This window comes from Streptomyces sp. NPDC050610, from assembly GCF_040654875.1.
Taxonomy (GTDB): Bacteria; Actinomycetota; Actinomycetes; order Streptomycetales; family Streptomycetaceae; genus Streptomyces.
This window is the reverse complement of the sequence record NZ_JBFAIV010000014.1, coordinates 136,396-158,389: the sequence shown is the minus strand read 5'-3', so window position 1 is coordinate 158,389 and position 21,994 is coordinate 136,396. Positions and strand designations below refer to the sequence as shown.

Here is a 21,994-nt window from a genome sequence, read left to right as displayed (position 1 = left end):
GTGAGCGATGAGGCGACGCGCTACCAGGACGAAGTCCACACCCCGACCGAGGTGGCGAACCCGCAGGCGTACCCGCCCCGGCTGGTCAAGAGCTACCCCGGCGCACCCCGGCACCCCCTGCCCTGGCCCCCGGAGAAGTCCGGGCACCGGCTCGGCAGGCTGCTCGCCGACCTGGGCGGCATCACCCGGTCGCAGTGGCTGACCCCGCTGGACATGCTGCCCTTCACCGACAGCTTCGAGGCCATCCCGGACGACGATCCGCTCCAGTGGCTGGTGACCCGGCGGCCGACGCCGTCCGGGGGCGCCCGGTACAGCGCCGAGTGGTACGTGATCGCCGGACCCGACTCCGAGGCGCCCACCGGCGTCCACTACTACGATCCGGCCCGGCACGACCTGGTGCGGCTGCGCGCGGGCGACTACCGGAGCTGGGTCGCGTCCCGGCCGGCCGCCACGGTCCTCGTGCAGACCAACGTGTTCTGGCGGCTGGCCGCCAAGTACGGCGAGATGTACTACCGCCTCGCCTGCCTGGAGTCCGGCATCCAGGTGGCGCAGGCGCTGGTGGTCGCGGAGGGCCAGGACGCCACGGCCCGGCTGTGCTTCCCGGACGCCGACGTCACCGAGCTGCTGGGGCTCGATCCGCGGGAGGAGGGGGTGCACGCGGTCGTGGAGCTGGTGCCGCCGGTGCCCTCCGCGTTCGGCGGCCCGTCGCTGGCCGCCTTCCCGCGCGCGGCCGGCGCGCACGCGGCCGTACTCGCGCAGAGCCGCCCCGGCCCGGAGCCGCTGCCGCTCACGCCCGTACGAGCGTCCGTACCCGAGCCGGGGGCGGAGCCGGCGCCCGTACCCGAGACGGCGCCCGCGCCCGTACGCGAGGCGGGGTCGGAGCCGTCGCCCCCGCCCCCGCCCGCTCCCGTGGCGGAGAGCAAGCGGATCGATCTGCCGCACGCCGTCCCGGATCTGGCGGCCGGCACCCTGACCCGGCACGCGGCCATGCGCGGGTTCAGTGGCGCGGCGATGTCGACCGGCGCGCTGGCCACGATCCTGACCGCCTACGGCCGGCAGCCGCGCTGGGACCTGCCGGTGAACCTGGTCGAGTTCTACTGCGTCGTCGCCGACGTGACCGGCGTCCCGTCCGGCGCCTACCGCTATCTGCCCGGCGAGCACCAGTTGGAGCTGGTGAGCGAGGGCGATCCCCGGCAGCGGCTGCGCGAGGCGGCGCTGGCCGCCCTGACCCAGCAGGGCGCGCGGACGGGGAATCTGTGGCTGCTGCCGGTGGGGGACGCCGAAGCGGCGGAGGAACGGTTCGGCGCCCGCTGGTACCGCGTGCAGCAGGCCGCCGCCGGAGCCGCGCTGCACCGCGCCTGCCTGGCCGCCGCGGCGATCGATGTGGCGAGCCGGATTCAGAACGACGTGCTCACGCATCTGCTGGACGGCTGGTTCGGCCTGGAAGGGCGCAAGCGGAGCCTGCTGATGGCCCAGCTGGGCACGGAGCACCCGGCCGGGCCGCGCCCCGAGTTCCGGCTGACCTGGTGAGGGAGAACCACACGTGAGCGACACGGTAATCGGCGACGGGCTGCTCGCCGACGCCCTCGCCCTGCGCCCGCCGCCGATGCTGGTCGTGGCGCGCGACGGCTGGGACACCGGCGGCTGGGCCGCGGCGCACGACCGGGGCGGGCCGTGGCTGCCGGTGTGGACCGAACTCGACCGGGTCGTCGTCGGACCGGTCGTCCGCCCCGGCGAGCCCGGCTGCGTCTGGTGCGTACAGACCTGGCGGTCCAGCGCGCCCCAACGCGACGTACACGAGGCCGAGTTGAGCAAGGCCGACCGGATCGCGTCGCGGCCGTCGAGCTGGCTCACGGGCTTCGCCGCCGACACCGTGCGCGAACTGGCGCACGCGGGCGCCGCCGGTGACTGCTGCTGGTACCTCGGCCTGCGGGACCTGTCCCTGACCCGGCACGCGTTCCTGCCGGACCCGCTCTGCCGCGTCTGCGGCGCGCTGCCCGACGACACGGCCGTACGCGCCGCGATCACGCCCCGGTCGCGGCCCAAGCCCCGGGCGGACGCCACCAGGGTCGGCGAACTCTCCGAGTCCCGGCTGACCGGGCTCTACGTGGACGCCGAGACCGGTGTGGTCGCCCCGCCCAGCGGACTGCGCGACGCGCTGTTCCCGCTGGCCGAGGCGGTCCTGACCGAGTACGGCTACCGGGGCGAGGCGGGGTTCGGGCGCGCCCGCGACTTCGCCTCCTGCCGGACCACCGCCGTCGCCGAGGCGCTGGAACGGCTCGGCGGCCAGTGGCCCTGGGGCAAGCGGACGACCGTACGCGGCAGCTACGCCGAACTCGCCGAGGAGGCCCTCGACCCGCGGTCGCTCGGCCTGTTCCCCCCGGACCGCTACCTGGAGCCGGACTGCCCCTACCAGCCGTTCACCGAGGACGCGGTGGTGTCCTGGGTGTGGGGGTACTCGTTCCGCGAGGCCCGGCCCGTGCTCGTACCGGAGAGCCACGCCTACTACCGGACGGCGCTGCGGCCCGGCGCGGACCGGCCGGACAAGCCGTTCACCTTCGAGATCTCCAACGGCTGCGCGCTCGGCGGCTGCCTGGAGGAGGCGATCCTGCACGGCATCCTGGAGGTCGTCGAGCGCGACGCGTTCCTGATGACCTGGTACGCCCGGCTGCCCGTGCCGGAGGTGGACCTCGCCCGCGCTCCCGACCCGCGCGTCAAGCTCGTCGTCGAACGCCTGGAACGCACCGGATACCGGGTGCGGGTCTTCGACATGACCCTCGCCGAGGGTATCCCCGCGTTCTGGGTGCTGGCCGAGGACACCACCGGCGACGGCACCCGGCCGAAGGTCGTCTGCACCAGCGGATCGGCGCTCGACCCGGCCGCCGCCGTGCTCACCGCGCTGGGGGAACTCGCGCCCATCGTCGAACAGGAACTGGTCAGATACCGCGCCGAGGCCGACCGCGCCCGGCGGATGGCCGCCGACCCCGACCTGGTGCGCGTCATGCCCGACCACGCGCTGTGCGCCGCGACGCCGGAGGCGTACGAACGCTTCTCGTTCCTGCTCGACGGCGACCGCGTGACGGGCTGGGACCGGCTGGGCCGCGGGGGCTGGGACCGGGTCGGGCGCGAGGGCGAGGACCGGGACCGGGTCGGGCGCGAGGACCGGGACCGGGTCGGGCGCGGGGGCGGGGACCGGCTGGGCCGCGGGGGCTGGGACCGGGCCGGGCGCGAGGGCGAGGACCGGGACCGGGCCGGGCGCGAGGGCGAGGACCGGGACCGGGCCGGGCGCGAGGGCGAGGACCGGGACCGGGTCGGGCGCGAGGGCGAGGACCGGGACCGGGTCGGGCGCGAGGACCGGGGCGGGCGCGGGGGCGAGGACCGGCTGGGCCGCGGGGGCTGGGACCGGGCCGGGCGCGAGGGCTGGGACCGGGCCGGGCGCGGGGGCTGGGACCGGGCCGGGCGCGAGGGCCAGGGCGGGGGCGGTTCGGAGCCGCAAGGGGGCGGCCCCGGCCCGGACAGGCTCGACAGCGGGTCCGGCTCGAAGCCACCAGCCAACGGCCCGGACCGGACCGGCCGCGCGCCGGGCTCAGACCCACAAGCCAACGGCCCCCGCCCGGACAGGCACGGCCACGGGCCCTGGCCGCTCCACACCGACCTGCGGGACGACCTCGCCGAGGCCACCCGCCGGATGCTGGCGGGCGGCATGGACGTCGTGGTCGTCGACCAGACGTCGCCGCTGCACGAGGCCGCCGGCCTGACGTGCGTGAAGGTGATCGCGCCCGGCGCCCTGCCCATGGCCTTCGGCCACCGCAACCGACGGACCACCGGGCTGCCCCGGCTGCGGGAGGTTCCCCACCGGCTCGGGTACGCGCCGCGCCCGCTGGCGGACGCCGACCTCAACCCCTACCCCCACCCGTTCCCGTGACCCATCACGCCACCACGTTCGGGGTGCGCGTCGCGGGCCTCCCCGCGACCGTGCTCGACCAGCTCGCCGACCAGCGGCTGCGGCACGCGCTGACGACGACGGCACGTACGGCCGCCGAGCTGACGGCCCGCGCGGCGGAGCTGTCCGACCGCTGCCACGCCGCGATCGGGGCCCTGCGCGAACCGGCCGCCAAACCGAAGCTGGTCGCGCTGCGGCGGGCCGTACACCAACTGCGCGATCCCGCGCGGCTGCTCGCCGATCCACTGGCCGCCGCCGCACTGGGCACGGAACTCCACGCCGCCATAGCCGAGTTCGGGCTCGCCGTGCGTCGGCACCGGGCCGATCGGTCGGGGTTGCCGACCGTACTGGCCGAGGCGGAGCGCTCCGTGCACGCCCGGCTGCGGGAGATCAGCGCCGATCCCCGCTTCGGCCAGGGCCTCGCGCATGCCAGCCCCACCCTGCACGCGGTGGCACGGCGCCGGGCCGGGCGGAAGGAGCTGACCCGGCTGGCCGTCTACGCCGCGCGGGCCGCCGTCAAGACCAGCCCGTTCAGCACCTTCACGGCCAGCGGCCTCGGCCGGTACGTACCGGACGGGCCGGTGCTGCGCTGGACCGCGACCGAGCGGGCGCGCTCGGTCGTCGAACTCGACCTGTCGGCCCTCGCCCCGCTGGCCGCCGCGCTGACCGAGGTGACGGTCCGGGTGAACCCGAGCGCGCGCGTCGTGGCCGACTCCGTCCGGTTCCTCGGCCCGGCGCCGGCCGAGGAACTGCTCAGCCTGCCGCTGACCCCGGCGCTGCGGCACTGCCTGCGCGCCGCGACCGGGCGGCCGACGCTCGACGCGCTGGCGGCGGGCCTGCCCGCGCCGCCGGAGAAGGCGGCCGGGTACGTGCGTTCACTCATGGCGGCCGGGCTGCTCCTGACGCGGCCCGACTTCGACGAGCACGGAGTCGACCCGCTGGGCCGGCTGGCGGAACGCTCCCCCGCGCTGGACCCGCTCCGGGAGGCGCTGCGCGCGTACGGGAGCGCGAGCGGTACGGAACGGGTCGCGCTCGGACCGGCCCTGCGCGAGCGGCTCCTGGACCACGGCATCACCGGCAAGCTGCGGGACGTCGTGACCGAGCAGTCGGTAGTCCCCGGCGTCGTGGTCGAAGCGGGACTGCCGGTGTGGCGCGGCCTGCTGGACGACCTGACCGCCGCCTGCCGGCTGCTCGCGGTCTTCGACCACACGCTGCCCTTCAAGCTGGCGGTCGCCGCGTTCGTACGGGAGCGCTTCGGCACGGAGGCGCCGGTGCCGTTCGACCGGTTCTACGCCGAGCTGGTCCGCGACGGGCACGAGGCCATGCGGCTGCACCCCGCCGCCGTCGCCTTCGACATGTCCGGGCTCACGGGCACCCTCGCGGCCAGCCCGGTCGCGGAGGTGCGCAGCCTGGTCGGCCTGATCGCCGACGTCCGGCGCGCGCTACCGGACCGGCGGCGGCTGGAGCGGGCGCTCGACGCGTTGCCGGACTGGGTGCGCCCGGTCGGTTCCGTAGCCGCGTACATCCAATACAACTCATCTGACGGCGAGTTGATCGTCAACGCGGTGAACTCCGGTTTCGGCCGGGGTCGTTCCCAGGTGCGCCGCCTGCTGCGGTACGTATCGGACGGCGAACCGCTGCCGGTCGACGCGGCGCACCCGGGCGAGCCGATGTACGCGGAGTTCGACCAGACCCTGGCCACCTCGCTGAACCAGCGCGAACTCGCCCTGCCCGACCGGCTCGACTACCCGCCGCCCGCCCGGCTGACGGTCGGCGTGGGCGACGACGGGCTCCCGGCCCTGTTCGACGGCGGTACGGCCGTCCGCCCCGTGCACGGCGGGCTCTCCTACGAGCGGCAGTTCCCGCCGGTCATGGCCCTGCTGATCGAGGCGTTCGGCGAGAACCCCATCCTGCTGCGGCCCGACCAGCCGCTGCGGCACGACGCGAGCGCCGGGCGCGGGCAGGGCCGCGTACTGCACGCGCCGCGGCTCGCCATCGGGCGCGTAGTGCTCCGGCGGGCCGCCTGGGTGGCCCAGGCGGGCACCCTGCCGCGCCGCGCGCCCGGCCAGTCCGACGCGGACTTCCTGCTCACGGCGGCGAGCTGGCTTACCGAGCACGGCATACCGCCCCGCTTCTTCGTGTCCGTGCTGCGGATGGACGCCATCGCGGCGGGAGCCGCCGCGGGCGACCGCACCCGGAAGCCGATGTACGTCGACATCGGCTCGCCGCCGCTCATGCTGGCCTTCGAGCGCCTGGCCGGGGAGCCGGGCAGCGCGGCGCTGTTCTACGAGGTCGCGCCGGGGCCCGAGGCCGCGCTCGCCGACCACCAGGGCCTGCCGAGAGTGACCGAGTACGTGATCGAGCTGAACTGCCGTGAAGGAGCCGGGAAATGACAGAGCCCCTGTGGCGCAGCGTGAACGTCTTCCACCACGACAGCGACCGGACCGATCTGCTGCTCGACGCCGTACGCCCGTTCATCGCGGCGGTGGCCCCTTCGGTGGACCGCGTGTACTACCAGCCGCACTGGCGACGCGGGCCGCACGTCCGCATCCCGGTCCAGGCGAGCGCCGAGGCCTTCCACGACGTCGTCGCGCCGGCCGCCGCCGGAATACTCCAGGAGTACGTGCGGACGCGCCCGTCCACCGCGGCCCTGGACGAGCGGGCGACGCGGACCCAGCACGTACGCCTCGCCCAACAGGAGCGGGAACAGGGCCCGTTGACGCCCTGGGCGGCCAACAACACGGTCGAGACGGAGCCCTACGACCGGCGCCTCGGCGTACTGGGCGGACAGGCCGCCGCGGACCTGCTCGCCGACTACTACGTCGACACCAACGACGTCGTCTTCTCCATCCTCGACTGGGCCCGCGGCGGCGGGTCGAAGATGGCGCTCGCGGTCGACCTGTTCATCGCGGCGGCGCACCGCTTCCTCCCGCCGGTGACCTACGGCTACCTGTCCTTCCGCGGCCACGCCGACGCCTACCTGGCGAAGATGCCCGACGCGCTGCGCGTACGGTTCGACCGCGTCTACGACGCCAACGCGGAGCATTTCCGGCGGCGGGTCACCGAGCTGACCGCGGCCGCCGACTACCACGACGCCCTGCCGTTCCCCGCCCTCCTGGACATCCTGCTCGGCTACCGCGACCGGGCCAACCGGCTGATAGAGGCCGGTGAGCTGGCGCTGAACACGGACGAGAACGGCGCCCCGCAGGCGTGGGGTTCGACCTGGAGCGCCTGGTCCGACCGCAGCCCGTTCCACCAGGCCCTCGGCGGCCACCGGCCGGCGGCCGACCAGTTGGGCGGCTGGAACACCTTCCAGCAGTACCGGGTGGTCCTCAACTGGCTGTACCTCAACATGTACCGGCTCGGCCTCGGCGAACTGGAGCGCAACCTGATCTGCCACGTGGTCTCCCGCGCCGTCGAGGACGTGCACGGGGTGACCGCGATGGACCGCATCCAGGACCTGATCGGCTTCGTCGACAGCGGCGGCCGCCTGTAGCCCGTACGCCTTCCCCCGCGTTCCCCACACCAAGACCACGCAAAATCAAACACATAAAACCACCTCGCGAGCACCTCGCGCATCGTGCATCACACGCGTCCGCCGTACGGTCGGAGGCCGAGCGGTAGCGGGGCGGTGGCGGGGCGGTGGCGGAGTGACGGCGATGCGGGCGGCGATGCGGGCGGCCGGGGCCCGGCGGGTCGGTAGTTTCGCGGCGGCGACGCTGAGAATGATCACGAGTGCGTCCCGGCCGCAAGTCACGCCATGAACACCTCAATGGAACAAGGCGCTTTCAGCATCTTAAGGATCGCGAAAGGTACTGACATGACCACTCTGGAGAGCAGTAACGCCCCCGACGCCCTCTACCGCTCCGATGGCCCCAGTCGCCCGATCCTCGACCAGATCGCCGACAAGTGGTCGATGACGGTACTGGCCGTCCTCGACGAGCCCAGAAGATTCAACGAGATCAAGCGCCACCTCGAAGGCGTCACCCAACGCGTCCTGACCCAGACCCTCCGCCGCCTGGAGCGCAACGGCATGATCAGACGACGCGTCCTGCCGACCTCCCCGGTCGGGGTCGAGTACTCCCTCACCCCCCTCGGCGAATCCATCTGGGAGGTCTTCGGCCAGGTATACGCCTGGGTGGGCGCGAACGCGGACGAGATACGGGCCCACCAGGCGGAGTACGACCGCCGGCACAGCTGTACCGACGCGAACCCCAGAGCCGATTCCGCCTCCCCCGTACCTCTGGCCTCGTAGCTGTTCAGCGCCTCCATCATCGACAGGTCGGAGCCGATGAGCACCAGCAGCACCGGTTTCTTCTCCAGCACCCGGTCCCAGGCCCGCTGGAGCATGCCCTCGAACGCGCCCGCGCCGTCCATCAGGTAGGGCACCTCGTCCATGGCCACCACGCTCGCCCGGTCCTGCGGAAGCGCCGCCGCCAGTACGTCGAAGGCCGCGTCCCAACTCGCCGGGCGGGCCTCGGACACCAGGCTCGCCAGCGGGAGGCTGGACGACCGGGCGTCCTGGCCGAGCCGCTCCAGGTCCGCCCCGGGCGACGCGCTGGTGGCGGCAAGATACTAACGTCAATGTTAGTAACATTAATGTTAGCGAGACGACGGGATCGGCGGCGACCGGTGCGTTTCAGCCTGTCGTGGGGTCGCGCCTGCCGGGCGGTGATTGGGGTCCAGGTCTACCGGTCGAGGACCCGTCGGACGAGGACGAGTACAACATCCTCGGCATGTACCGGTCGGGCGGCGTCGCCCTGGACGTGTGCGCGCTCGTCTGCGCCGGCGGCGACTGGGACTTCGCCATCGGCGGCAAGGGACACAAGGGCGGCCTGGAGGAACTGGTCCAGGCGTACGGCATCGAGGTCGCCGAGGACGGACCGGCGCAGCCGTAGAGGCGCTGCCGACTGCCTCCTCTACAGCCCTCGCGCCTCCCGCCTCCCCCGTGCCGCTGGCCTCGTGATGCCTGCCCTCCAGTGAGACTCCCTCCATACCCAGCTGGCCAGCCGGCCGCTATGACGCCCGGCAGTTCGGCGCGCAACCCCAGAGCCGGAACGGCAGTCCCAGATGGCGCACCTCGCCGAGCACCCGCCCGTTCGCCCCCAGCGGGCGGGCGCAAAGGGCGCAGTCCATGGCCATCTGCTGGCGAGGCCGAAGGCGTACGAACTCCGGGAGGCCCTGGTGCATCGCGGCCAGAACGTTCACCCGTCGTCCTCGATACGGAACTCTGCCCAGACCTCTTTGCCCCATGGGCGCCTCCCTGAGCCGCGCAGGTCGCAGCCCCAGCGGTCGGCCAGTGAGTCGATGAGAAGCAGACCGCGACCCGACTCGTCATCGAACGCGGCCCGACCGAGAGCCGGCAGACGCGACGGCTCCCGGTCCACGACCGCGACGCGCACCCATGCCGACGACGGCCTTCCTACGACGAGGCGGATTTCGCGACACGGGGTGTGGCCGACAGCATTCGCGATCAGTTCCGTGACGACCAAGGCGGCACGGTCGGAGAGGTCTTTGAGATGCCACACGCCGAGGACATCCCGGACGATCTTGCGGCCGATCTCGGCCGTGGGCGGCTCGCAAGGGAAGGTCTGGCTGTAGACGGGGCGGCCGGCGCAGGCGGCCTGAACAGACTTACTGAGACTCGTCATTGCGGTGGAGCCTTCGTGTCGTCTCGGCGCCCGACCCGCATTCCCGAAGAGCCTCGGGGCGGACCGAGCCGTCAACAGTCGCCCGTACGGCGATGACGGGCGACCAGCAAACAGATAACCCTGGATCAGGCCGGCCCAGTCAGGGTGATGAGACAGGCATCTGAGGCCCCACTTAGGGCGATTTGACCTCGTATTCACCTGACGAATGGATGGCGCGAGAGCTACCGTGCACAGATGGACACCACGCGTAACGCCGCTCTTGAGGCGTGGATGACCGAACACGGTTACAGCTCCAACAGCTTCGCTGATGCTGTGAACAGAGCCGTGGGTCGTTTGACGGGCCGACTTGGCGGCCTCGACGGTTCATCGGTTCGGAACTGGAAGGCGGGGAGGGTCACATGGCCCAAGTCGGCCACCCGCAAGGCACTTGAAGATGTCACCGGCCGCCCCGCGACAGCCCTAGGGTTCGTGCCGCGGCGCAGGGCCCCGTCCGCCTCAACCTCAGTGCGGCAGGAGACCGGCATGAAGCGTCGCACCCTCGTCGGCGGCATCGCCGCGGCGGCCGCCGCGGCAACCGCCCCCGGTGCCGCGGCACCGCGCCGCATCGGCATGAGCGATGTGGACCGTCTACGGAAGCGCTTTGTCCAGATCATCTCCAGCGACCATCATCACGGCGGGCGGCTGGGCATCGAGCAGCAGGCCGCCGTCCTCGCCGACGAGGCACTTGACCTGCAAGACTCGGGCAGCGCCACCCAGCGCGTACGCAACAGCCTCTACGCCTCCGCTGCGGCGTTCCGTTCCTCCGCGATGTGGGCTGCCATCGATGGCCGCCGTTTCGACAACGCCAAGACGCACATGCGCGAGGCCCAGGCCCTCGCCGAGATCTCCGGCGACTCGGCGATCAAGTTCCGTATCTGGAGTCACGCGGGAACGATGTACCGGCACATGGGCCGGCCCGAAGACGCGTTGGCCGCCAACGACGTTGCCCGCAACCTGCGTCTCACACGCCGCGACCCCCTGTTCGCCTGCCTGGGCCATGCCCGCCAGGCCGCCACTCTCGGCCTCCTCGGCGATACCGCAGCCGTGCAGCGTGCCCTAGGTTGCGCTCAGGACGCATTTGAACGTGCCGATCCGGCTCTCGCTCGGCCGGTGTGGATGACTGCGGTACGCAATGGAGCAGAGCTCGAAACGCTGGCGCTCGCCGCACACTTCCGCCTCGGAAACTTCGAACGAGCTGAAACGCATGCCCACCGGAGCCTGGCCTTGCTCCGTCCTCAGATGCGGCGCGACCGCGCCATCAACACCGCGCGCCTCGCCACCGCCCAACTCGGCCAAGGAGACACCGAACTGGCCATCGCCACAGCAATGAAGGTCCCCACCGACGTCGCCGCCCAGCACGCTCGGGTAGCACACATGCTGCGAGGGTTCGGCACCACGCTGTGTGCCACCGCGCCAGGAAGTACCGCCGTGCAGACCTGGACCGAGCACGCGGCGACTTGGAGGACGACCGCATGACCACGGCGCCCTCCGCCGGACTGCGCGTGTTCTTCGCACCTCTTCCGTCCGCAGCGATCCTCTCTACGTGAACGCCGACGTGCGCGCCCCGCTGCTGCACCTGCCGAAGTACGCGGTTACCGCTTTCGGTGAGCGCCAAGGTTCGTAACCGTTCTCGCCTACGCGGACGGACTTCCCGTCGGCTACGCCTACGGCAACACGATCGAACACGGCGATCGGTACTGGCAACGCACCAGCCCGGCGCCGGCGGACAGGTACACCGAGCGCCCGGCGGTGGCCATCAAGGAGATCGGCGTCCGATCGACCTGGCGGAAGACCGGCACCGCCCGACGCATCCACGACGCCCTCCTGGCCAGCCGCGACGAGCCGTACGCCACCCTCATGGTCAACCCCGCCGCCGGCGACGGAAAGGTTCACGCCCTCTACGAGTCATGGGGGTACATGGACATCGGCCGGAGCCAGCCGTCACCGGCCTCGCCGGCCCTCACCGTGATGGTCCGAGCCAGCCGCTGACCCGCATTGCCCGGCGCGTATCCGTAGCGGCGGCGTCCCCGCCCCCTACCCCCGCGCCTCCCGCCGCATGCACCACGTGCGCGGGCCGCCGTCGGGCAGCGGCACGTCCGCCGTGACCGCGAAGCCGAGCCGTTCGTAGAACCTCACGTTCCGCTCGCCAGACGTCTCCAGGAAGGCGGGGTATCCGGCCGCCGCCGCGGCCTCCAGGCCGGGCCGGAGCACCGCGCTGCCCAGGCCGCGGCCCTGCGACTCGGGGTCCACGCCCACCGTGGCGAGGAACCACACCGGCTCGGTGGGGCGGTACGGCGCGAGCGCGGCCTCGACCGCCTCGTAGACCGCCGCGCGGTCGCCCGCCAGCTCGCCGATCTCCGCGCCGATCTCCGCGAAGCCCGGGCTCGGGTCCTGCTCCGGCGTGGTCCACACCGCCACGGCGCGGCCCTCGTCGGCCACCCAGACGCGGCCGTACACCAGGCCGATGCGGGACAGGAACAGCTCGTCCATGCGCCCCAGCCGGCTCTCGTGGTCGTCGGCCGCGATCACGTGGCGGGTATAGGCGTAGTCGGCGAACGCGCGGGTCAGCGTCCGTACGGCGGTGGGCACGTCGTCGCCCGTCGCGGGGCGTACGCGCACATCCTCGGTGAGGGACATAGGGGCGGGCCTTCCACTCGTTCCGGCTTCTCGGCGGGCTCGTCGGCCCGGTCGGTTTCCCGGCCCGTCCGCCCGTCGACCGGACAACGATCAAGGCCCCCGCCCCGTGCCCGCCGCCTCAGGCCTCCTTCGAATCCGTTCCCGAATCCGTTCCCGAGTCCGGAGCCGTTCCCGCGGCCGGCACCACCGCGCCGCCGCCCGCCCGTACCGCCTCCACCGCCGCCTGGTGCAGCGCGCGGCTGGACTTCTCGTCGGGTACGTGCGCGGGGCTGCCGGTCATCGTGTACCAGTCCAGCGCCGAGCTGTGCTGCACGGCCAGGTACGCCAGGCCGTCGCGCCAGGTCGTGTGCACCGTGATGTCCCCGGTCAGCGTGCCCGCCTCGTCCGTCGAGACGCCGCCAGGGCCCGCGATGACGCTCGTCGTGGTCCACGTCGTCCAGTCCATCGCCCACACCTTCCAGACATAACCCTGCATAGCCGCATCAACAGCGCCTACCACCTATTTTCCAGCATTAGCGAGCAAAGCGCCGCCGACGGCGTACCGTCCCGTCCCGGCATCCCGTTCGGCCACCTGAGTGTCAGCGGTCTCTCCTACCATGGCCTGCATGACCGCCCTGGAAATCGGCACCGACGCGCCCGAGGCGCCCGACGCCCCCGACGCGCCCGAGAACAGCGAAGCCCTGCGAGTGCTGCACCGCGTCTTCGGCTACGACGCGTTCCGGGGCAGTCAGCAAGAGATCATCGAGCATGTGGCCGGCGGCGGTGACGCGCTCGTCCTCATGCCGACCGGCGGCGGAAAATCGCTCTGCTACCAGATCCCGGCGCTCGTGCGGAAGGGCGTCGGCATCGTCGTGTCGCCGCTCATCGCGCTCATGCAGGACCAGGTCGACGCGTTGCGCGCGCTCGGCGTGCGGGCCGGGTTCCTGAACTCCACGCAGGACCTCGACGAGCGGCGGCTGGTCGAGGCCGAGTTCCTGGCCGGGGAGATCGATCTGCTCTACCTCGCGCCCGAGCGGCTGCGCGTCGAGTCGACGCTCCGGCTCCTCGACCGGGGCACGATCTCGCTCTTCGCCATCGACGAGGCGCACTGCGTCGCCCAGTGGGGCCACGACTTCCGCCCCGACTACCTGGCCCTCTCGGCGCTGCACGAGCGCTGGCCTGAGGTGCCGCGCATCGCGCTGACCGCCACCGCCACCGAGGCCACCCACCGCGAGATCGCCTCCCGGCTGCGGCTGGACGACGCCCGCCACTTCGTGGCCAGCTTCGACCGCCCCAACATCCAGTACCGCGTCGCGCCGAAGAACGCCCCCAAGCGCCAGCTGCTCGACCTCCTGCGCACCGAGCACCCCGGCGACGCGGGCATCGTCTACTGCCTGTCGCGCTCCTCGGTGGAGAAGACCGCCGCCTTCCTCGCGGAGGAGGGCATCCAGGCCCTGCCGTACCACGCGGGGCTCGACGCCCGCGTCCGTGCCGAGAACCAGGCGCGCTTCCTGCGCGAGGACGGCGTGGTCATGGTCGCCACGATCGCCTTCGGCATGGGCATCGACAAGCCGGACGTGCGGTTCGTCGCCCACCTCGACCTGCCCAAGTCCGTCGAGGGGTACTACCAGGAGACCGGCCGCGCCGGGCGCGACGGCCTGCCCTCCACCGCCTGGCTCGCCTACGGGCTCCAGGACGTCGTGCAGCAGCGCCGGATGATCGACACGTCCGAGGGCGACCAGGCCCACCGGCGCAGGCTCGCCACCCACCTCGAAGCCATGCTGGCGCTCTGCGAGACGGTCGAGTGCCGCCGCGTCCAGCTGCTGGCCTATTTCGGGCAGCAGAGCACCGCGTGCGGCAACTGCGACACCTGCCTGTCGCCGCCCGAGTCCTGGGACGGCACGGTGCCCGCCCAGAAGGTGCTCTCCGCGGTGGTCCGGCTGGACCGCGAACGCCGCCAGAAGTTCGGGGCGGGCCACATCGTGGACATCCTGACCGGCAAGAAGACCGCCAAGATCATCCAGCACGACCACGACGGGCTGTCGGTCTTCGGCATCGGCTCCGAGCTGAGCGGCCCCGAGTGGCACAGCGTGGTGCGCCAGCTGCTGGCTCAGGGGCTGCTCACCGTCGAGGGCGACTACGGCACCCTCGTGCTCACCGCCGACAGTTCCGAGGTCCTCGGCGGCCGGCGTCAGGTGATGCTGCGGCGCGAACCCAAGCCCGCGGCACGGCCCGGCAAGGCCGCGAAGGGCTCGGGGTCCGCCAAGCGCGCCCCCGTCGACCTGCCGGAGGCCGCCCTGCCGGTCTTCGAGGCGCTACGGGCCTGGCGCGGCGCCACCGCGAAGGAGCAGGGCGTCCCCGCGTACGTGATCTTCCACGACGCCACGCTGCGCGAGATCGCGACCGCCGCGCCGGCGTCGCTGGCCGCGCTCGGCTCGGTCAACGGCGTCGGCGAGAACAAGCTCGCCAAGTACGGGCAGCAGATCCTGGACCTGCTGGCCGGGACGGAGGGTGCGGAAGGGACGGGAGGGGTGCAGGGAGCCGAGGGACCTGCCCCGGCCACGCCTCCGGCCGACTCCGCGCCCGACGCCCCCGCCCGGCCGCGTACCGCCTCCGCGCGCCCCGCTCCCGCCGCCCGGCCCGCCCGATCCGCCGACGCGGGCTGGCCCACCGACGCCGACGAACCGTACTTCGACGAACCGGACGAGCCCGAAGACCTCGGCTTCTGAACCCCGTACGGCCCCGGCCGGACCGCCGCGTCCCGTACGGCCCCGGCCGGGCCACGCGGCTGACGCGCGGTCCCAGCCCGACCGTCACGTCATTCGCGGCCCCAGCCTGACCGCGGCGTTCCGTTCCGCACGGTCCCGGCCGGGCAATCGCCTCCCGCACGGCCCCGGCCCGGACCCCGCGTCTCTCGCGGCCCTGGCCGGACCCGCCGCGTCCCGCACGGTCCCGGCCGGACCCGCCGCCCCGGCCGGGACCACCGCCCGAAGCCAGGACCATCGCCCTGCGCCCGGCGCCAGGACCACCGCCCGGTACCGGGTGGCCGGACCCGCAGCCCCGGCGGGGACCACCGCCCGCCGCCCGATGCCAGGACCACCGCCCGGTACCAGGTGGCCGACCGGGGCCGCCGCCCCGACCCCCCTCAGCCCTCCCGCGCCGCCAGTCGCCACAGAGACGTGACCTCGGCCGCGCGCGCCTCGTGCAGCGGGTCGTCGGGGTCGGCGGCGCGGCCGTGGCGGGGTTTGACGCCCGTGCGGTCGACCACGCGCAGGCCCGCGCCCTCGATGGCGGTCAGCAGTTCCTCGCGGGTGCGCAGCCCGAGGTGTTCGGCCAGGTCGGACAGGATCAGCCAGCCCTCGCCGCCCGGTGACAGGTGGGCGGCGAGGCCGTCGAGGAAGCCGCGGAGCATGCGGCTGTCCGGGTCGTACACGGCGTGCTCCACGGGCGAGGTGGGGCGGGCCGGGACCCACGGCGGGTTGCAGACGATCAGTTGGGCCGGGCCCGGCGGGAACAGGTCGGCGCGTATCACCTCGACGCGGTCGGCGACCCGCAGCCGTTCGGCGTTCTCGCGCGCGCAGGCCAGCGCGCGCGGGTCGAGGTCGGTCGCCACCACCCGCCGCACGCCCCGGCGGGCCAGCAGTGCCGAGAGCACGCCCGTGCCCGTGCCGATGTCGTACGCGAGGGTGGTGCCCGCGGGCAGCGCGGCGTCGGCGACCAGGTCGATGTACTCGCCCCTGACCGGCGAGAACACCCCGTAGTGCGGGTGGACGCGGTCACCGCCCAGCGCCGGTACGGGCACGCCGCCGCGCCGCCACTCGTACGCGCCGATCAGCCCCAGCACCTCCCGCAGCGAGGCCACGCTGGGGCCGTCCGGCGGACCGTACGCCTGCGCGCACGCCTCCCGTATGTCCGGCGCCCGGCGGAGCGCGATGGCGTGGCCGTCGTCGATCGGCACGAGCAGCATGCCCAGTACGCGGGCGCGCCGGTGCTGCGCCTGGCGGTGCCGGTGGAACGCCTCGGCGGGCGAGGCGGCGGGCGGGCGCGCCGAACGGTTGCGGCGCGGGCCGCGGTCGACGCGCCGGGCCATCGCGCCCAGCAGCTGCCGGGCCCCCTGGAAGTCGCCGTCCCACAGCAGTGCGGTGCCTTCGCAGGCGAGCCGGTACGCCTCGTCGGCCGTCATACGGTCGTCCGCGAGCCGTATCCGGGCGGGCGGCGGCGCGGCGCTCTCGGAGCGCCAGCGGGCCGAGCGCCGCGTCTCGTCCCGGTCGGTCCAGCGGATCATGTGAGGCGAACTCTGATGCGGACTCTGATGCGAACTCTGATGCGTGCTCTGGTGCGTGCTCAGCGGAGGGCCTCTCATGGGTGCGCCGCGCTCCCGGGGACGGCCCCCGAACCCCCGGGCCGACCGCGGCACCGGGCGCCGCCGCGGCCGCGCGTACGGTCGGCGGGCAGGCCGAAGCGGCCGACCGGGCCGGTACCGCGCGTCGAAGTCCGGCAGAGCACTACATTCTGGCCGATCGCGGAAGGTGTGACGACCACTTTTTCGGTGCGGGGGCGCGCGAGGCCGCCGGTCCGCTGGTCAGTCCGCCGCGCCCCTCCCCACCGGTCAGGACCGGCGTCGGTCAGACTGGCGGCCATGACAGCAGTCGACGCGCCCCGCGCCATACGCCATCCCGTCCCCTACTACGCCCAGTGGGAGTCCCCCGGTCTCGTGCCCGCGATCATCGCGGGCGACGTACGGGCCGCCGACGACCCGCTGTGGCAGAAGTCCGGGGCGGCCACGGCCGAGGAGTACGGCTTCTGGTCCTGGCGGATGTGCGGGATGGCCTGCCTGCGGATGGCGCTCGACCACTGGCGCGGCGGCGCGCCGCCGTCCGTCCCCCTCGCGGAGGAGTGCCGGGAGGCCGGCGCGTACGTGCGGCACGCGGACCGCGTGGACGGGCTGATCTACGCGCCGTTCGCCGCCTACGCGCAGCGGCGCTGGGGCCTGTTCGCCGAGTCGCGCCCGGAGTTGTCCACGGCGGAGATCCGCGACGAGCTGTCGGCGGGGCGGCTCGTCATGCTGTCCGTACATCCCTCGATCCGGACGCCGGGCGCGCGGCCGACGACGCGCGGCGGGCATCTGGTGCTCGCGGTGGGGGCCGATGACGGGCACCTGCTCATCCACAATCCGTCCGGATTCCCGGACGAGTCCCAGGAGTTCGCCCGCGTGCCGTGGGCCGAGCTGGGGCACTTCTACGCCGGCCGCGGGGTCGTGCTCGGCCCGCACGCTTGACCTCTCCCTCGTCGGCGTAAGGCGCGCCGCCGCCCCGCGAACCGCCCCCGGCGTTCCTGTCAAGTGCCTCATGAGTCGGGCCGCGCCACTCGGGCACGGGCGCGCGTATGCTGTCGTCGCATGGGGGCGGACTTGGGACTCCCCGCCAACCAGTCCCCGCACAGCGGGCTTTGGCGGGTACGCATCCGTAGTCGAGCATCGCGCGCCGTCACGGGCGCGGGAATTCTTCTGGACACCGACACGGTGCTGACCTGCGCGCACGTCATCACCGACCAGTACGGGCAGCCGGACCCGGACGCCGAGGTGCTCGTCGAACTCGCGGCGGTGCGCGACGCGCGGCCGGTGCCCGCCCGGGTCGCCGAGGACGGCTGGAAGCCGCAACAGGCCGATCACTGCGCGGATGTGGCGCTGCTGAGGCTCAGCGTCCCGCAGCCGCCCGAATACGCCACCTCACTGCACCGGCTGCCGCCGACCTGGCGGCGGCCCGTCAACATGTACGGCTTCCCTGGCTCGAACGAGCACGGCATGCTCTTCCGGGCCACGCTCGACGGGCGGGCGGGGCCGCAGTCCGAGTGGGTGCAGATGACGCCGGACACCCCGGCGGACACGGTCCGACGCGGGTTCAGCGGCTCGGCGGTGGAGGTGAGCGACACCGGGCACGTCATCGGCATGGTGGTCAGCCGCTACGACGACCCGGCGGACGCCGTGCCGACCGGGCAGCGCCGGTCCCTCTCGTACATGATCCCCACCGAAACGATCCTGTACCACCTCCCGGTCGTCACCCAGTGGGTGCACGGCAGGCAGGGCATAGACCGGCGGCTGGTGTCCCAACTGACGGACGGCGCGCAGGACGTGCGGCTCGCCCGCCGCCTCGCCCGCTGGCTGCGGCGCGGCAGCCTCAGCCTGCCCGGCGGGGACGGACCCGTACGGAACGGCGCAAACAGCGGGGACACCATCGACAGTCGGCCCGGCGGCTTCGCCGGCACCGGCGGCGCCGACGGGCTCATGGACGTCGAGTCCCTCGTCATCACCGACGAGGAGAGCGACAAGTACGAGACGCTCCGCCGCGCCGTGACCCTCGCCAGCCGCGAGCTGTCCGGGGGCCATTCGCTGCCGCGCGTGACCCGCCGTCCGCAGGGCACCGTGCCGCCGGTCGGCAGCGTCGACCTGGCCATCGTCGCGCCGGACTGGACCGCGCCCGACCTCGCCCGGCTGGTCGCCGACCGCATGGGGCTCAGAACGCACAACGGCGCCTCGCCCGCCGACCTCATCCGTACGGGCACGGTCCCCCTCACCGTCGTGGCCGTCGGCGTCGACCGGGCGCCCGACCCGGAGGCGCTGCTGCGCCTCCTCGGCCTCCTCGCGTCCCGCGGCGGCAAACTGCTGATCGTCTTCCACGACCCGCGCGCCCCGGGGCTGGCGCTCGCCGAGGAACTGTTCCGGCCCGACCCGGAGCGGGTGGACGCCTGGCTGGCGTGGCTGGCCGGGCAGGTCGAGCGGGTGCGGTCGGCGGGCGAGGAGGCGCGGGGTTACGTGGGCGAACTGCACATCACCCGGAGCCTGCTGCGCGCCGACCCCGACCTGCGCAGCTACCGCGTACTGCCGAAGCTCGCCGCCTTCGAGCACGCCGTGGCCTCCGTGCTGTCGAAGGCCGAGGCGGGGCGGCGGGCCGAAGCGGAGCGGGGGCGGGCGGCGGCGGAGCTGGAGCTCGCGCGCGGCGATCTGGAGGGGCTGCTCAGCGCGGCCGTCGCGAAGCTGGGGGCGCTGGGGCCCGCCGAGCGGGAGGACATGGTGCGGCTGCGCCGCGCGGCCCGGCGGGCGCTGGACGCCCGGCCGTTCGGTCTGGAGGCCGCCGAGCGGGCCGTGTACGGGTTCGCTCGGGCCGTGAGCCGCGCCGAGCACGGCGGGCCGCCGGAGCCGGACGACCCGCCCGACGCCCGCCCCCCGGCCGCTCCCCGAGAAGGCCGCCCATGACAGCCGCTTCCCGAGAGGGCCGCTCATGACGGACGTCCCCTCTGCCACTCCCTCCGCCACGCCCTCCTCGCCCGCCTGCGACCGTCCCCCCTGCCCCGGCCGTATCAAGCCCAACGGCTTCTGCTCCGACTGCGGACGGCAGCCCCTCCGTCCCCCCGCCGCCCCGCCCGGCCCCTCGTCATCGCCATCGCCCCCTGGCACCGGCGCCGCCGCCCTCATCGAGACCGCCACCACCCGTACGGCCGCGCGGGCCCGGCAGCGCACGGCACGGCTCTTCGCGGTCAGGGACGCGGGCGGCAGCCTGCTGGAGCTGCCGTACGTCGATCTCCTCTCCCGCGAGAGCCTCGTCCTGGACGATCCCCGGCCGCCCGCCAGGGGCCAGTTGTGCGCCACCGAGGGCTGCGGTTTCGTCGTCGGCGCGCCCTACGCCGGGCAGCCGGGGCTGACCTCGGGGTACTGCCGCAACTGCCGCCGCCCCTTCGACTTCACCCCGCAGTTGCGCGCCGGCGATCTGCTGGGCGACCAGTACCGGGTGGTGGGCTGCATCGCCTTCGGCGGCATGGGCTGGGTCTATCTCGCGGAGGACACCAAGCTCGACGACCAGCCCGTGGCGATCAAGGGGCTGATCCATACGGAGGACCGGGCGTCGCTGGACATGGCGCTGGACGAGCGCCGCTATCTGACGATGCTCGACCACCCCAACATCGTCCGCATCATCAACTACGTCACCCACCCCGCCCGCAACAGCCACCAGGTGACGGGCTACATCGTCATGGAGTTCGTGGGCGGCACCACGCTCGCCCAGATCAAGGAGTTCATCGCGCACGCCGAGCCCCCGTACGACGGGCCCCGGCTCTACGAGCACATCCTCACCTACGGCTGCCTCATCCTCGACGCCCTGGAGTACCTGCACGGCGAGCGGCTCGTGTACTGCGACATGAAGCCCGGCAACGTCATGCACCACGAGGGAAAGATCAAGATCATCGATCTGGGGGCGACGCACCGGCCCGGCCGGGCGAAGAAGGACGGCCGCCCCGTCATCACCCCCTACTACGCACCGCCCGAGGTCATCCGGCACGGCTTCGCGGGGCTCGGCGCGCGCTCCGACATCTACAGCGTCGGCCGGACCCTCCAGGACCTCTCGCTGCGGGCCGAGCGGCCCGAGCAGCAGCCGCCCGGCCTCGCCGCCACCTCCTACGAGCACGCCATCGCCCGCGCCACCGCCCACGACCCGCGCCGGCGCTTCGCCTCCGCGCACGAGATGGCGGAGCAGCTGCGCGGCATCCTGCGGGAGACCCGCTCGCTGCGGATGGCGGAGGAGCACCCCGAGCCGTCCACCCTCTTCGCCCCTACCGCGGCGCTCCTCGACGCCTCCCTGGGCCGCATCCCGCCGCTGGAGCACTGGCTGGAGAGCGGCGCGTCCGGGCCCCGGCCGCTGGGGCACGGGCTGCCCGGCCCCGACCGGGTGCCGCTCGGCCTGCCCGTGCCGTTCCCCGACCCGAAGGACCCCGGCACCCCACTGCTGATCACCCCGACCGACGCCGGGCCGCGCCGCCTCATCGAGCAGCTCAACGCCTCCCGGTACGAGCCCGAGTCCCCCGAGATCCAGTTCCGCCAGTGCCGTGCGCACCTGGAGCTCGGCCGGCTGCCCATGGCGGCCCGGCGGCTGGCGAAGGCGCGCCGCGTCATCGGCGGCGCCGACGCCCCGTACGACTGGCGGCTGAGCTGGCACCGCGCGCTGATGCTGCTGGCGCGCGGCCAAGTGGAGGTCGCGGCACGGCAGTTCGGGCGGGTCTACCGGGTGCTGCCGGGCGAGTACGCGCCGAAGCTCGCGCTCGGCTACTGCTCCGAGCGGCTGGGCGATCTGGCCTCCGCCGAGTGGTTCTACCAGGCCGTATGGCAGCGCAACCGCTCGCAGGGCAGCGCCGCCTTCGGGCTGGCCCGGCTGCGGCTCGCGACCGGCGAGCGGGACGCGGCGGTGGCGGTGCTGGACGGGGTGCCGATGGTCTCGCGCCACTACGACGCCGCGCAGCTCGCGGCGGTGCGCATCCGTGCCGGGCGGCTCGGCCCGGCCCCGTTCCGGCTGCCGTCCGTCGACGACTTCAAGGACGCGGTGCGCCGGCTGCCGCGCCTCGACCTCGACGACGGGCAGCCCTCCGGCGAGGCCCGCGACCGGCTCAACGCCGAGGTGCTCCAGGTCGCGCTCGACTGGGCCCGTACGCACGGCGCCGACGAGGTCCGCGCCGCCGCCCGCGCCTTCGCCGCCCCGCTGTTCGCCGCCCCGCGCTTCGCGCCGCCCGACCGTCGGCGGCCCCGCCGCGGCCGTCGCCGCGCGGCGGACGCCCGCCCCGACCCCGAGGCGGCGCTCCGCTCGCTGCTCGAAGCCTCGCTGCGGCGCATCGCCCGGCGCCAGGCCCGTACCGCCGACGAGCACGGGGCCCTCGTGGACCGTGCCAACTCCATCCGCCCGCTGACGAGGGCCTGACCGGACGA

15 protein-coding genes and 2 pseudogenes are annotated in these 21,994 nt (G+C 73.7%); 12 read left to right on the top strand and 5 right to left on the bottom strand.

The genetic code is table 11. From position 1 onward, the window contains the following. From AB0I22_RS19275 to AB0I22_RS19255, 5 genes are all read left to right on the top strand, one after another. The gene (locus tag AB0I22_RS19275; protein WP_363132004.1) at positions 1-1,530 is read left to right on the top strand and encodes a nitroreductase family protein; all 1,530 of its coding nucleotides are present in this window, start codon (positions 1-3) and stop codon (positions 1,528-1,530) included. Between the two features lie 13 nt (positions 1,531-1,543). Beyond that, positions 1,544-3,925, top strand: a complete 2,382-nt coding sequence (locus AB0I22_RS19270; RefSeq protein ID WP_363132003.1) for a TOMM precursor leader peptide-binding protein — start codon at positions 1,544-1,546, stop codon at positions 3,923-3,925. Next, entirely contained in the window at positions 3,922-6,336 is a 2,415-nt protein-coding gene (locus AB0I22_RS19265) for a lantibiotic dehydratase (protein ID WP_363132002.1), read from the top strand. The genes AB0I22_RS19270 and AB0I22_RS19265 overlap by 4 nt, the downstream gene beginning before the upstream one ends. Next, positions 6,333-7,439 (top strand): thiopeptide maturation pyridine synthase, encoded by a 1,107-nt coding sequence (locus AB0I22_RS19260; RefSeq protein WP_363132001.1) that lies wholly within the window; start codon positions 6,333-6,335, stop codon positions 7,437-7,439. Before AB0I22_RS19265 ends, AB0I22_RS19260 begins: the two co-directional genes overlap by 4 nt. A 324-nt stretch (positions 7,440-7,763) precedes the next feature. Continuing rightward, positions 7,764-8,198, top strand: coding sequence for a helix-turn-helix domain-containing protein (locus AB0I22_RS19255; RefSeq protein WP_363132000.1), 435 nt, complete (start codon positions 7,764-7,766; stop codon positions 8,196-8,198). Here the strand turns inward: AB0I22_RS19255 and AB0I22_RS19250 are convergent. After that, a pseudogene (locus AB0I22_RS19250) lies at positions 8,195-8,518 on the bottom strand (ATP-binding protein); the annotation flags it as partial. The gene AB0I22_RS19255 and the pseudogene AB0I22_RS19250 overlap by 4 nt on opposite strands. 74 nt (positions 8,519-8,592) lie before the next feature. Here AB0I22_RS19250 and AB0I22_RS19245 point away from each other — a divergent pair. After that, positions 8,593-8,841, top strand: coding sequence for a hypothetical protein (locus tag AB0I22_RS19245; protein WP_363131999.1), 249 nt, complete (start codon positions 8,593-8,595; stop codon positions 8,839-8,841). 306 nt (positions 8,842-9,147) lie between these two features. Here the strand turns inward: AB0I22_RS19245 and AB0I22_RS19240 are convergent, their stop codons facing one another. After that, positions 9,148-9,594 carry an ATP-binding protein gene (locus AB0I22_RS19240; RefSeq protein WP_363131998.1) on the bottom strand — a complete coding sequence of 149 codons (447 nt, stop codon included), beginning with the start codon at positions 9,592-9,594 and terminating at the stop codon, positions 9,148-9,150. Between the two features lie 522 nt (positions 9,595-10,116). On the opposite strand from AB0I22_RS19240, the gene AB0I22_RS19235 reads away from it, so the two are divergent. Together AB0I22_RS19235 and AB0I22_RS19230 are read left to right on the top strand one after the other, a co-directional pair. Further along, on the top strand, positions 10,117-11,109 hold the full coding sequence (locus AB0I22_RS19235; protein ID WP_363131997.1) for a hypothetical protein: 993 nt from the start codon (positions 10,117-10,119) through the stop codon (positions 11,107-11,109). Then, a pseudogene (locus AB0I22_RS19230) lies at positions 11,106-11,622 on the top strand (GNAT family N-acetyltransferase). Before AB0I22_RS19235 ends, AB0I22_RS19230 begins: the two are co-directional and overlap by 4 nt. A gap of 45 nt (positions 11,623-11,667) precedes the next feature. Here the strand turns inward: AB0I22_RS19230 and AB0I22_RS19225 are convergent. Together AB0I22_RS19225 and AB0I22_RS19220 are read right to left on the bottom strand one after the other, a co-directional pair. Next, a complete protein-coding gene (locus AB0I22_RS19225) occupies positions 11,668-12,270 on the bottom strand; it encodes a GNAT family N-acetyltransferase (protein WP_363131996.1) in 603 nt (200 codons plus the stop codon). Positions 12,271-12,388: 118 nt separating this feature from the next. Then, a complete protein-coding gene (locus AB0I22_RS19220; protein WP_363131995.1) occupies positions 12,389-12,715 on the bottom strand; it encodes a hypothetical protein in 327 nt (108 codons plus the stop codon). A gap of 160 nt (positions 12,716-12,875) precedes the next feature. Between AB0I22_RS19220 and recQ the strand changes: the two genes are divergently transcribed. After that, a complete protein-coding gene (gene recQ, locus AB0I22_RS19215) occupies positions 12,876-14,978 on the top strand; it encodes a DNA helicase RecQ (protein ID WP_363131994.1) in 2,103 nt (700 codons plus the stop codon). Between the two features lie 416 nt (positions 14,979-15,394). Here the strand turns inward: recQ and AB0I22_RS19210 are convergent, their stop codons facing one another. Further along, entirely contained in the window at positions 15,395-16,534 is a 1,140-nt protein-coding gene (locus tag AB0I22_RS19210; RefSeq protein WP_363131993.1) for a class I SAM-dependent methyltransferase, read from the bottom strand. A 354-nt stretch (positions 16,535-16,888) separates the two neighbouring features. On the opposite strand from AB0I22_RS19210, the gene AB0I22_RS19205 reads away from it, so the two are divergent. From AB0I22_RS19205 to AB0I22_RS19195, 3 genes are all read left to right on the top strand, one after another. Next, positions 16,889-17,527 (top strand): C39 family peptidase, encoded by a 639-nt coding sequence (locus AB0I22_RS19205; protein WP_363131992.1) that lies wholly within the window; start codon positions 16,889-16,891, stop codon positions 17,525-17,527. 120 nt (positions 17,528-17,647) lie between these two features. After that, positions 17,648-19,501 (top strand): serine protease, encoded by a 1,854-nt coding sequence (locus AB0I22_RS19200; RefSeq protein WP_363131991.1) that lies wholly within the window; start codon positions 17,648-17,650, stop codon positions 19,499-19,501. A gap of 25 nt (positions 19,502-19,526) precedes the next feature. Continuing rightward, positions 19,527-21,986: a tetratricopeptide repeat protein gene (locus tag AB0I22_RS19195; RefSeq protein WP_363131990.1), complete on the top strand. Its 2,460-nt coding sequence runs from the start codon at positions 19,527-19,529 to the stop codon at positions 21,984-21,986. Positions 21,987-21,994: the final 8 nt, after the last annotated feature.

Bases quoted from the DNA above. Each gene is read 5' to 3' on its own strand.
- AB0I22_RS19260 (WP_363132001.1), top strand. From the start codon at position 6,333: ATGACAGAGCCCCTGTGGCGCAGCGTGAACGTCTTCCACCACGACAGC.
- AB0I22_RS19255 (WP_363132000.1), top strand. From the start codon at position 7,764: ATGACCACTCTGGAGAGCAGTAACGCCCCCGACGCCCTCTACCGCTCC.
- AB0I22_RS19240 (WP_363131998.1), bottom strand. From the start codon at position 9,594: ATGACGAGTCTCAGTAAGTCTGTTCAGGCCGCCTGCGCCGGCCGCCCC.
- AB0I22_RS19235 (WP_363131997.1), top strand. From the start codon at position 10,117: ATGAAGCGTCGCACCCTCGTCGGCGGCATCGCCGCGGCGGCCGCCGCG.
- AB0I22_RS19225 (WP_363131996.1), bottom strand. From the start codon at position 12,270: ATGTCCCTCACCGAGGATGTGCGCGTACGCCCCGCGACGGGCGACGAC.
- AB0I22_RS19220 (WP_363131995.1), bottom strand. From the start codon at position 12,715: ATGGACTGGACGACGTGGACCACGACGAGCGTCATCGCGGGCCCTGGC.
- recQ (WP_363131994.1), top strand. From the start codon at position 12,876: ATGACCGCCCTGGAAATCGGCACCGACGCGCCCGAGGCGCCCGACGCC.
- AB0I22_RS19210 (WP_363131993.1), bottom strand. From the start codon at position 16,534: ATGATCCGCTGGACCGACCGGGACGAGACGCGGCGCTCGGCCCGCTGG.
- AB0I22_RS19205 (WP_363131992.1), top strand. From the start codon at position 16,889: ATGACAGCAGTCGACGCGCCCCGCGCCATACGCCATCCCGTCCCCTAC.
- AB0I22_RS19200 (WP_363131991.1), top strand. From the start codon at position 17,648: ATGGGGGCGGACTTGGGACTCCCCGCCAACCAGTCCCCGCACAGCGGG.
- AB0I22_RS19195 (WP_363131990.1), top strand. From the start codon at position 19,527: ATGACGGACGTCCCCTCTGCCACTCCCTCCGCCACGCCCTCCTCGCCC.